Here is an 11,809-nt window from a genome sequence, read left to right as displayed (position 1 = left end):
GCCAGAGGACGGCTTTCGGCCGTTTCACCTTAACTTAATATTCTCTGCTCGTATAGACAGAGCAACAACAAGCGATGGTGATTTCACCGTCGCTTTTGTTGAACTTAAAGGGAGGTTTACAAGATGAGCAGCCTGTTGTCTGGATGGTTCGCGCATCCGCTGCGCGTCCGTTATCAGGAAACGGATCAAATGGGGGTTGTGTTTCACACGAACTATTTGAACTGGTTTGAAATTGGGCGCACCGAGCTGATACGATCGGCAGGCTTTGACTACAAATCAATTGAACAAAGCGGCATGCTGCTGCCTGTCATCGATTTGCATTGCCATTATGCTTTGCCGGCACGTTATGACGACACACTGCTTATTTGCACGCGCATATCGGACTTCACTTCCGTGCGTTTATCCTTTGAATCGGAAATTCGCAAAGTGGATGAGGCGTCGTTTAAGCCCGCTTTTTACGCGCAGCAGGAAAGCCTTCCGGGGGAGCGGCTCGTTACGGGAGGAACCAAGCATGTGTGGGTAAATAAGGAGTGGCGGCCTATGCGTTTGGACAAAGGGCTCCCCGCGCTGTATGATTTAATGAGGCAGATAACAAGCTAAATGGTGACGGCTTCTGCCAGCATAAACAGGACGGGAGGAATTTATAATGAAAAAATGGCTCATCGCAGCATTGATTATATTGCCTTTGATTGAGTTTTGGGGCATCGTGCAAGTGGGCAGCTGGCTTGGCGGGTGGAAGACGTTTGGGCTCATCGTTTTGTTCAGTATGGTCGGTGCGTATTTGACGCTGGCGGAGGGACGCAGAGTGTGGGCAGAAGCGCAGCTTCAGCTGCAGCAGGGCCAAATACCCGGACGAAAGCTGCTGGAGGGTCTATGTGTGCTGGCTGGCGGTTTGCTGCTGCTGATCCCCGGCTTTTTCAGCGATATCATCGGTCTGACCTTTCTGCTGCCGTTTACCCGTTCCTTTTATCAGCAGATCATGCTGCACTGGCTGGAGAAACGGATACGCGGAGGATCTTTTTCCATACGCAAGTTCTAAGATGTTTACATTAGCTTTACAAATTAATAATATGACACGAATAGTTGTAGCGCATAATAGGGGCATATATGAGGGAGGCGCACAAAATGACAAAACATTTGTCCCACTATGTTAACAGAGATTTAAGTTGGGCCGAATTTAACTGCCGAGTGCTTCAAGAGGCTCAGGATGTAAACAATCCGCTGCTTGAGCGGGCCAAGTTTCTAGCCATTGTATCCAGTAATTTAGATGAATTTATGAGTGTGCGTGTAGCGGGCATTCAAGAGCAAATTAAAGCAGGCTATTCTAAAATTGATTTTACAGGCTATACGCCCGCGGGCTTATGGAAACGATTAATTAAACGCACGAATCAAATGGTGCATGATCAATATAAATCTTATCGGGACGTGCTGCGCGGCTTGGGACGGGAAGGCATTGCCATCCGTTCAATGAGCGAGCTGAATATGACGCAGTCCAAGGCCGTATCGGAGTATTTTCATGAAATTGTATTTCCTGTCCTGACACCGATGGCGGTCGATCAGAGCAGGCCTTTTCCGCTTGTACATACAAAGGAATTATATTTAGCTGTTTTATTGCGCCACCCGGAAGCCGCACCTGATGAAGACCCGCTATTCGCAATGGTGCAGGTACCCTCGATTTTAGCAAGATTTGTCCCGCTGCCTGAACGCCCGAATAGCAAAAAGCGCGAATATGTGCTGCTGGAGGATCTAATTGAGCAATTTATCGATACCCTTTTCAATGGCTATGGAGCTTATGCGGTGCATGCGTTTCGTTTAACGCGCAATGCAGATTTTACGCTCAATGAGGATGCCGAGGATTTGCTGGAGGAAATTGAGAAGGAGCTGCGCAAACGCCGTTGGGGCATCTCCGTGCGGCTTGAGGTTGCTCGCGGCATGCATCCGGATGCGCTGGATATTCTCAAGGATGAGCTGGAAATCGAGGATAACCTGATCGAAATTGATGGCCCGCTCGATTTAAGCTTTATGATGAAATTCGCTCAGGCAATACCAGGCTACGACCATTTGCGTTATGACAAAATGGAGCCGGTCTATCCGATGGAATTTGACGACACGGACGACATGTTTGAAGTGATTCGCCAGCGGGACGTTCTCATGTACCATCCGTATGAATCGTTTGATGCGGTTAATGATTTTGTGCTGCAGGCGGCTACCGATCCGGATGTGCTTGCGATTAAAATGACGATGTATCGGGTCAGCGGCAAGTCAGCGCTCGTTCAGGCGCTGGCTGAAGCGGCCGAATCTGGCAAGCAGGTGACCGTTGTGGTCGAGCTGAAGGCGCGATTCGATGAGGAGCGCAATATTGCATGGGCGCGCCAGCTGGAGAAAGCGGGCTGCCATGTCGTTTACGGTCTGATTGGATTAAAAACCCATGCGAAAATATTGCTCGTCGTGCGCCGGGAGCAGGACACGCTGCGCCGTTATGTGCATGTGGGCACAGGCAATTACAATGACAGCACAGCGACGCTGTATACCGATATCGGCCTGTTTACATCTCATCCGACAATCGGCGGCGATGCATCGGCGCTGTTCAATGAGGTGACGGGCTATTCCGATCCATATGACTGGAAAGCTTTTGGCGTAGCTCCAACGGATCTCAAGCAGAAGCTGTTCCGCCTAATTGACCGGGAAATCGCGCATGTGGCGGCTGGTAAGAAGGGCCGTGTCATTGCGAAGATGAACTCGCTCTCCAATCAAGAGATGGTCGATAAGCTGTATGAGGCTTCGCAGGCAGGCGTGAAAATCGATTTGATTGTCCGCGGCGTATGCTGCTTGCGTCCTGGTGTTGCTGGCCGAAGCGAGAACATTCAGGTAATCAGCATTGTGGACCGTTATTTGGAGCATGCAAGAGTCATGTATTTCCACAATGGCGGGGAAGAGGAAGTGTATTTATCCAGTGCCGACTGGATGACGCGCAATCTGATGAAGCGGGTGGAGCTGATGTGTCCAGTGTACGACGCGCATTTGCGCCAGACGCTCATCAACATGCTGAGCTTGAATTTGAATGACAATGTCAAAGCTAGGAGGCTGCAGTCAAACGGCACTTATATTCATGTTGAAAATGAAAATAAACCGTTCCGCAGTCAATTCGAGGCTAGACATATCCCCGGCTGGAAAGTACAAGTATAAAAAAAGAAAAACGCGGTGGGAAAGGGAAGCTCTATTCCTTTTTCACCGCGTTATTTTTTATGAAAATATTTAAGGAAAGCAACGATTTCTATGCCTGAATATAATCAGGCAGCTCAAGCACAGGAGTCAGCTTCCACAGCTTGGAAAACTCGGGAGCGAGCTCGCCTACCTCCAGACGCTCAACGGTCAGCGAGCTGCTAGGACGTACGGCGTGCAGCTTAAGCTGCTCAGGCGTAAGAGAGACGGCCAGCCTGCTTAGCGCCTGTGTCTCGCTGCGGTCAAGCGCTGAGGCGAGCTGCAGCAGCGTGCCCAGCCTGCCGATTAACTCATAGTCGGACTCGACAAGCATTTCTTTGTAAGGACGGAGCTGCTGACGTGCCCGGCTTTTGCTTTTATAAGATGCGATCGAAGCTGTAATCAAAATTTCCTTATGGGACAATCCATTCAAATGCGAGTTGACGATTAAATAAAACGTATGCTTGGCGTAATCGTAGTAGTCAATGGAAGCGCCAATTCGGAACAGGCTGGAAGCGGCATCAAGCAAAATCCGCGATCGCGATGGCATTTGGTGCAGTTCTCTCAGCTCATCATACAATTGCAAAGCAAGCCGATTTACCTGCGATACATGCTGCATCGGTGCAGCGGGATGAAGCATGCTGATGTTATGCAGGCTGAAGCCCAGCACATCCTGATGAGTAGACTCTTGCGAAAATCGTGTGTCATGAAAAATGCCGTCGCGCAATCCGGCACCGCAAATGATATAGCCTGAAGCTTTAGTCAGCTTGTAAAGCTGGCGCAGCACGGCTAAGCCAGGCACAATAACGTCCACCCGATCTTTGGACAGGCCGGGAAACTTGCTGCGTTTGTCCAGCGGCAGGGCCCGCAGCTGGTCAAACACCATTTCGGCGTCGCCTCCGGGTATCGCATAATTATGTGTTTGATGAAAAGGGTAGTTCGTCGCCGCTTGATGGATTTTACCCAGCGCTCTTGCGGTGCCCCCGACGCCAATCATGGGCAGGCCCTGCGCTTTGGTGAGCCATGGAACGGACTTGAAGGCTTCGAGCGCTGCATTGTCCAGCGCGCGCAACGCCTCGTCGCTGAGCATGCCTTTGGAGGCGAAACGCCGATTCAGGCTTACGCAGCCAAAAGGAAAGGAGACGGAATGCTGCAGCTTGCGTCCGCGAAACAGCGATACCTCCGTGCTGCCGCCGCCAATATCGACTAATAGACCATCCTCCAGGTCCATCGCATTAATCATCCCAAGGAAGCCAAAGGCGGCCTCTTGCTCGCCGCTAAGCAGTTCTATATCAAGGCCGGTTTCGGCTTTTATCGCTTCCAAAATTACCACGCGGTTCGAAGCGTTGCGAATAGCCGCTGTTGCCACTGCGCGGATTTCTCCCGTTCGGTTGTGGGCGCAAATTAAGCGGAAATGGCTGAGTGTGCCGAGCAGCTCGCTCATTGCCTCAGCCGATAGATTGCCTTGCTCGTCAATTCGTTCACTCAGGCGTGCCGGGCGTTTGCTCCCGTCAATGACGCGGTGTGCTCCGTGTGCTGTTCGCTCATAAACAACGAGCCTCACCGAGTTGGAGCCTATATCTATAATACCAATGCGATGTTCATTCATAGCGAACCTCCGTTTTTTTTGAAATATAGGAAGTCTAACTTAACGTTATTCTTTCTCTATATTTCTCGGAATGAAACGCGCCGCGCCGCCAAAGGATGGCAACAGCCGTTTCACCTTGCAATAATTTATTTTAACATAGCAGATGAAGAATGTCTTAAGATGCGTAAGGCGACATTCAAAGCAAGCTTCTAGGGTTGCAAAACACGATATTCGAGATTTGTCGAATCAGGAATAAAAATGGATTTGTAAGTCATATTAAAGGAGGCGGTTTATTAAACAATCTGGAGGTTTTACGAATGAATCAGTTTTCACAAACGAATATTAGCCAACAGCTTTCCCAATGCGAGCATCTTCTACAGCAGCTGATGCAGCAAACACAGCAAGCGTCAGGCATGTATCAGCAGCTGCTGAGGCAAGAACAAGCAAATGCCGCCCAGTTGGAGCAAATTGCTCAGCGTGAGCATCAAGCGGCCCATATTATCCAAACCTTATTGCAAGGTCACCAAAAGGCGATGCAGCAAATGCAGCAAATTTCTAGCATTTGCAATCAAATTTCCAGTTCAAATGCGAACCAATCCTTTGCGTATCAGCAGCCACAGTATCTAGGCTCATCATTTGGAGAGTTAAATCATTAATCTGCAAACCATTTGTTTCTTTAGCCTATTATAGGGAAGAATACTTGCTGCGCAGCAGGCCCTTGGCATTTCGACATCAATCAACAACAGCAAAAATGAAGCAGCGGCTGTTTCCCGGAATTTTGCCGGGAGCGGTCGTTTCGTCTATTTACAAACGATTATTAAAGCTTGTATCGTGATCGGTTAGTACTCTGCCTGTTTTTCTGTTAAGATAGAAGACAGGCGTTTACATCTAACTACATAAGCAGGTACCAGATCTGTCAGGGTGTCGAAAGGTGAGGTTATTTCACATGCCAGCAACCCCATCACAATTTTCTTTCTTACTGATAAAGCATTTTTATATGTGCTTTTGTTCACTTTGTTGTCAAAATCATTTATGATTATACGGACGACATGGATTCGAATGATATTTTGCGATGTGAAATTTCCAAGCTAAAGGAGAGAGAACGATGACAGCAACTAAAGGTCTGGAAGGAATTGTCGCCGCTTCTTCGTCAATCAGCTCGATTATTGACGGAGTGTTGACATACCGCGGTATAGATATTGATGATTTGGCAGAAAATGCGACATTTGAAGAGGTTGCCTATTTGTTATGGTATGGCAAACTGCCTAATCGTTCCGAGCTAGCAAAACTGCAAGAGCAGTTAGATGCATACACAGCAATTCCTGAAGGCGTTATCCAGCAAATTAAGCTGTACCCGAAGGACACGAATTCGATGGCGGCACTTCGTACAGCAATTTCAAGCCTTGCTCTATATGATGAGTCGGCTAATGAAATGACTGCTGAAGCTAATCAGCTGAAAGCGATTAAGTTGCAGGCGCAATTGCCAGCCGTTGTAGCAGCGTTCGCTCGCATTCGTGAAGGCAAAGATCCAATTGCTCCGAAGAAAGGCGTATCCATCGCCCATAACTTCCTGTACATGCTTACGGGCAAAGATCCTGAAGAGGTTGCAGTGAAAGCGCTTGATCAGGCACTTGTGCTGCATGCTGACCATGAGCTTAACGCATCTACATTTGCGGCACGTGTAACGGTAGCGACTTTATCTGACATTTATTCCGGTGTTACCTCGGCAATCGGCGCGCTCAAAGGCCCGCTGCATGGCGGCGCTAATGAAGCGGTAATGGTTATGCTGGAGGAAATCGGCTCCCTTGCCAATGTTGAGCCATATATCAACAATGCGCTTGCGAACAAGCAGAAGATTATGGGCTTCGGTCACCGCGTTTACAAAAACGGCGATCCACGCGCCAAGCATCTGCAAAAGATGTCGCAAGAGCTCGGCAAGCTGACTGGAAATTTGGAGCTTTATGAAATGTCGATCAAGATCGAAGAGCTCGTTACCGGCCAAAAAGGCCTTAAGCCAAACGTAGATTTCTACTCTGCTTCCGTCTATACGACACTAGGCATTGCTCGTGATCTATTTACGCCAATTTTTGCGATTAGCCGCGTTTCCGGCTGGAGTGCTCATATTCTTGAGCAATACGAGAACAATCGCTTGATTCGTCCTCGCGCCGACTATATCGGTCCAGTCAACGCGAAATATATTCCAATCGACGAGCGCTAAGCGCTGCTTTTAGTACCGTTACACAAATTAAAGGAGGAATTATAAACAATGGCTCAATTCGAAAAATTCGCATTACCTACTGAAGGCGACAAAATCACTATCGACAACGGTGTGCTGAACGTTCCTAGCAATCCAATCATTCCTTTCATCGAAGGCGACGGCACAGGCCGCGACATCTGGCGCGCTTCGAAACGCGTGCTTGACGCAGCTGTAGCGAAAGCTTACGGCGGCGACAAAAAGATCGCTTGGTACGAAGTTTTTGCCGGCGAGAAAGCATTCAATGAATACGGCGAGTGGTTGCCAGCTGATACGCTGACAGCAATTCGTGAATATATCGTAGCAATCAAAGGTCCTTTGACTACGCCAATCGGCGGCGGTATCCGTTCCCTGAACGTAGCGCTTCGCCAAGAGCTTGACCTGTACGTATGCCTTCGTCCTGTTCGTTACTTTAACGGTGTTCCTTCCCCTGTAAAACGCCCTGAGCTGGTTGACATGGTTATTTTCCGTGAAAACACAGAGGACATTTATGCAGGTATCGAGTACCAAGAAGGTTCCGCAGAAGTGAAAAAAGTGATCAACTTCCTGCAAACTGAAATGGGCGTTAACAAAATCCGTTTCCCTGAAACTTCCGGTATCGGCATCAAGCCGGTTTCCAAAGAAGGTTCGCAGCGTCTTGCCCGCGCAGCAATTGAATATGCGCTTAAGCATGGCCGCAAGTCGCTTACACTGGTACACAAAGGCAACATCATGAAATTTACAGAAGGAGCTTTCAAAAACTGGGGCTACGAAGTAGCTGAAACAGAATTTGCAGAGCAAACCTTCACTTGGGGTCAATATGACCGCATTAAAGAAGCAGAAGGCACAGAAGCTGCAAATGCAGCACAAGCAGCTGCTGAAGCGGCTGGCAAGCTGATCGTGAAGGACGCTATTGCGGACATCGCTTTGCAGCAAGTTCTGACTCGTCCAACTGACTTCGACGTAATCGCAACGCTGAACCTGAACGGTGACTACCTGTCCGATGCACTTGCAGCGCAAGTTGGCGGTATCGGTATCGCTCCAGGAGCAAACATCAACTACTTGACTGGACATGCTATTTTTGAAGCTACGCATGGTACAGCTCCTAAATATGCAGATAAAGACGTTGTTAACCCAGGCTCGGTTATTCTCTCCGGCGTAATGCTGCTTGAGCACCTTGGCTGGCAGGAAGCGGCTGACCTGATCTACAAAGGTCTGGAAGCATCGATCAACAACAAAACAGTAACTTATGACTTTGCCCGCTTGATGGATGGCGCTAAAGAAGTGAAATGCTCCGAGTTCGCTGACGAGGTTATCAACAACTTCTAGAACCAACAATGGCTGGAGGTAATGAGACAATGGCAATCAAACGCAGAAAAATTACTGTTGTTGGAGCAGGCTTCACAGGCGCTACAACTGCCCTGATGGCAGCACAAAAAGAGCTAGGCGACGTTGTGCTCGTCGATATTCCACAATTGGAAAACCCGACAAAGGGCAAAGCGCTTGACATGCTTGAATCGACACCAGTACAAGGCCTTGATGTTAACATTATCGGGACTTCTGACTATGCAGATACGAAGGATTCCGATGTCGTTATAATTACTGCGGGCATTGCCCGTAAACCCGGCATGAGCCGTGACGATCTTGTTAACACGAACGCGGGTATCGTGAAATCCGTTTGTGAGAACGTAAAGGCAACAAGCCCTAACGCTTATGTCATTATTCTTAGCAACCCGGTTGATGCTATGACTTACGTTGCTTACCAAGCGCTTGGTTTCCCTAAAAATCGCGTTATCGGCCAATCCGGCGTTCTTGACACTGCTCGTTACTGCACATTTATTGCGCAAGAGCTTAACGTTTCCGTGGAGGATGTTCGCGGCTTCGTGCTTGGCGGTCATGGCGACGATATGGTTCCACTTGTTCGGTATTCCAACGCTGGCGGTATTCCTATTGAGAAGCTGATCCCGGCTGAGCGCATTGAAGCTATCGTGCAGCGCGCTCGTGTTGGCGGCGGCGAAATCGTTAATTTGCTCGGCAACGGCAGCGCATATTATGCGCCAGCTGCAGCGCTTGTGCAAATGACAGAAGCGATTTTGAAGGACAAAAAACGCATTATTCCAGTTATCGCTTACCTTGAAGGCGAATATGGCTATGACGATCTGTTCATGGGCGTACCCGCAGTTATTGGCGGCGATGGCATTGAGAAAGTGCTGGAGCTTGATTTGACAGCAGAAGAAAAGGCTGCGCTTGATCAATCGGCGCAATCGGTTCGAACTGTCATCCAAATCGTAACTGCTTAATGGATTTAGCTAAAGCAAGCTGGCTTTTATAAAAGATTTAGTACGGGAGGACCCTGACACTTTGCTGGCAGGGTTTTTCCGTTTGAAATATAAGAAATTATAAGTTTCACCCTTATAATGGGCTTATATTTCACCCGCGAAACTAAAGGGAGGGAAAGAAGCATGCTGGAGCAAGCTAGAGCCGAGCTGAAACGGGTGTACGGCTATGACTCGTTTCGACCTGGACAGGAAGCCATTATTCAAGGAATACTGGAAGGCCGGGATACGCTTGCCATTCTCCCGACTGGCGGAGGCAAGTCCGTCTGTTACCAAATACCGTCCTTGCTGCTGAATGGAACGACGCTTGTTGTTTCTCCGCTCATATCGCTTATGAAGGATCAGGTCGATGCGCTGAACAGGCTCGGCATTCCAGCGGCATTTTTGAACAGCTCGCTTGGGGCTGTAGAATACCGCGAAGTGCTGCGAAGCGCGTTCAGAGGCGATTACAAGCTGCTGTATGTGGCGCCAGAGCGGCTTGATGCGCCTATGTTCAGCTCGCTTAGCGAGCAGATGGAAATTCCGATGATCGCCATTGATGAGGCCCACTGTGTCTCGCAGTGGGGGCATGATTTCCGCCCAAGCTATCGCCAGCTGGCAGGCTGGATTGGACAGCTGGCTAACCGTCCGCTAGTTGCAGGCTTTACCGCAACGGCAACGGACGAGGTGGCGCGGGATGTATCGGCTATGCTGGGCATGCATGATCCGAATATTTTTGTCAGCGGCTTTGCTAGGCCGAATTTATCGTTGTCGGTCATTAGCGGGGCGGACAAAAAGAAATTTTTGCAGAAGTTTATTACCGAGCGCGAAGAGCAGTCGGGCATTATTTATACGGCTACGCGCAAAGAAGCAGAGTCTGTTCATGATCAGCTTGTACGCAAAGGGATTGCCGCAGGCAAATATCATGGCGGCTTGTCCGACGAGGAGCGGGCGACGACTCAGGAGCGCTTCCGTTTCGATGAACTGCGCGTTATGGTCGCCACGAATGCGTTTGGCATGGGCATCGACAAGCCTAACGTGCGTTATGTGCTGCACTGGCAAATGCCTGGCGACGTTGAGTCGTATTACCAGGAAGCGGGCCGGGCGGGACGCGACGGCGAGGAGAGCGAATGCATTTTGCTGTTCGAGCCTCAGGATGTGCAGGTACAGCGGTTTCTTATCGAGCAGGGCGTCGGCGATACAGAACGGAAGTCGATTCAGCTGTCCAAGCTGAATACGATGATGAACTATAGCCGGACGCATCGCTGCCTGCAGCAGTTTATCGTCGATTATTTTGGCGAGAAAAATGTAGAGCCGTGCGGAAAATGCGGCAACTGCCTCGACAAAAGCGAGCTGGTTGATCGAACGTCAGAAGCGCAGAAGGCCCTTTCCTGCGTAGGCAGAATGCGCGGTCGGTTTGGCGTGACGATGGCAGCTAAAGTTCTTAAAGGGTCACGCGACAAACGGCTGCTGGAGTTCAGGCTGGATGCGCTCACTACATATGGGCTGCTCAGCAGCTGGCCAGAGAAGGAAATTACCGATTGGCTCTATTGGCTTGTAGCCGAGGGCTACTTGCGGATGAGCGATGGGCAATATCCGACCGTCTCGCTCACGACGAATGCTTTGCCTGTTCTGGAAGGCAAGGAGACGGTCATGCAGCGTCTGCGGACAACGGTAAAGCGCAGGGATTCGGGGCAGGGCGGAATGGCTTCGCCGCTGTTCGATGCATTGAAGCAGTGGCGCAAAGAGACGGCAGCCCGCGAAAATGTGCCGCCGTTTATGCTCTTTTTTGATGCAACGCTCAAGGAACTGGCTGATGCCAAACCACTCACCGAAGACGAGCTGCTGCAAACGAAAGGGATTGGTGCAGCCAAGGCGCGGAAATATGGCGCCGAGGTGCTGGCTATTATTGGCGAGCATGCAGGCAAGCCTCACGAGGCAGCTGCTGTTGGGCAGTCAAGGACGGTTTCTGCAGAGCCTTCCAGCAGGGCAGGGAATGATGAAACGCCTAGCCATGTGCTGTCGTTAGAGCTGTTTAATGAAGGCAAATCGCCAAAGGACATATCCGCAGAGCGCGGCCTCAGCCGGGTAACGGTGGAAGGGCATATTATCCGCTGTGCGGAGGAGGGCTATGAGCTGGACTTTAGCCGAATCATTCCCGCCCATCGCGAAGAGGAAATTGTGGCAGCCATTATGGAGTTGGGTCCTGAGAAGCTGCGCCCGATTAAAGATGCGCTGCCGGACGATGTCGATTATTTTGCGATCCATGCCGTTATTTTTAAATACGGCCTGAAGGCAGAGGATTGAGCGATGGCTAGTTTTTTAACGGAGTAAGTTAATTGGTTTATGGAAGTTCTTTGTATTTGCTAGGTTCATTTAGTATACTGTGTTTAGTAGAAAAACGGTGCTAATGCAGCGCTGGCGGGCACTCATCGCATCGCAACAATAAAGCTTGCGCATTTAAGCGCAAGC

General features: G+C 49.7%; 9 protein-coding genes. 8 read left to right on the top strand and 1 reads right to left on the bottom strand.

Annotation, left to right across the window (positions count from 1 at the left end; genetic code table 11):
• Positions 1 to 123 precede the first annotated feature (123 nt).
• The 3 genes from BBD42_RS00135 (at position 124) to ppk1 (ending at position 3,186) form a co-directional block, all read left to right on the top strand.
• Positions 124 to 600 (top strand): acyl-CoA thioesterase, encoded by a 477-nt coding sequence (locus BBD42_RS00135; RefSeq protein WP_099516500.1) that lies wholly within the window; start codon positions 124 to 126, stop codon positions 598 to 600.
• 46 nt (positions 601 to 646) lie between these two features.
• Positions 647 to 1,039 carry an FxsA family protein gene (locus BBD42_RS00130; protein WP_056039805.1) on the top strand — a complete coding sequence of 131 codons (393 nt, stop codon included), beginning with the start codon at positions 647 to 649 and terminating at the stop codon, positions 1,037 to 1,039.
• Between the two features lie 86 nt (positions 1,040 to 1,125).
• Positions 1,126 to 3,186, top strand: a complete 2,061-nt coding sequence (gene ppk1, locus BBD42_RS00125) for a polyphosphate kinase 1 (protein ID WP_099516499.1) — start codon at positions 1,126 to 1,128, stop codon at positions 3,184 to 3,186.
• An 88-nt stretch (positions 3,187 to 3,274) separates the two neighbouring features.
• Here ppk1 and ppx read toward each other — a convergent pair whose 3' ends face one another.
• Positions 3,275 to 4,810 (bottom strand): exopolyphosphatase, encoded by a 1,536-nt coding sequence (gene ppx / locus BBD42_RS00120; protein ID WP_099516498.1) that lies wholly within the window; start codon positions 4,808 to 4,810, stop codon positions 3,275 to 3,277.
• 296 nt (positions 4,811 to 5,106) lie between these two features.
• Here ppx and BBD42_RS00115 point away from each other — a divergent pair, with 296 nt between their 5' ends.
• The 5 genes from BBD42_RS00115 (at position 5,107) to recQ (ending at position 11,644) form a co-directional block, all read left to right on the top strand.
• Positions 5,107 to 5,445 carry a hypothetical protein gene (locus tag BBD42_RS00115; RefSeq protein WP_099516497.1) on the top strand — a complete coding sequence of 113 codons (339 nt, stop codon included), beginning with the start codon at positions 5,107 to 5,109 and terminating at the stop codon, positions 5,443 to 5,445.
• Between the two features lie 449 nt (positions 5,446 to 5,894).
• Entirely contained in the window at positions 5,895 to 7,007 is a 1,113-nt protein-coding gene (gene citZ, locus BBD42_RS00110) for a citrate synthase (protein ID WP_099516496.1), read from the top strand.
• 48 nt (positions 7,008 to 7,055) lie between these two features.
• Positions 7,056 to 8,351, top strand: a complete 1,296-nt coding sequence (gene icd / locus BBD42_RS00105; RefSeq protein WP_099516495.1) for an NADP-dependent isocitrate dehydrogenase — start codon at positions 7,056 to 7,058, stop codon at positions 8,349 to 8,351.
• 29 nt (positions 8,352 to 8,380) lie between these two features.
• Complete coding sequence (gene mdh / locus BBD42_RS00100; protein WP_099516494.1) at positions 8,381 to 9,322, top strand: malate dehydrogenase; 942 nt, start codon at positions 8,381 to 8,383, stop codon at positions 9,320 to 9,322.
• A 162-nt stretch (positions 9,323 to 9,484) separates the two neighbouring features.
• Positions 9,485 to 11,644 carry a DNA helicase RecQ gene (gene recQ / locus BBD42_RS00095; RefSeq protein WP_099516493.1) on the top strand — a complete coding sequence of 720 codons (2,160 nt, stop codon included), beginning with the start codon at positions 9,485 to 9,487 and terminating at the stop codon, positions 11,642 to 11,644.
• Positions 11,645 to 11,809: the final 165 nt, after the last annotated feature.

The sequence above is a fragment of the Paenibacillus sp. BIHB 4019 genome (genome assembly GCF_002741035.1).
GTDB lineage: Bacteria > Bacillota > Bacilli > Paenibacillales > Paenibacillaceae > Pristimantibacillus.
The sequence above is the reverse complement of the archived record's forward strand: the minus strand, read 5'-3'. Positions and strand labels throughout refer to the sequence as shown.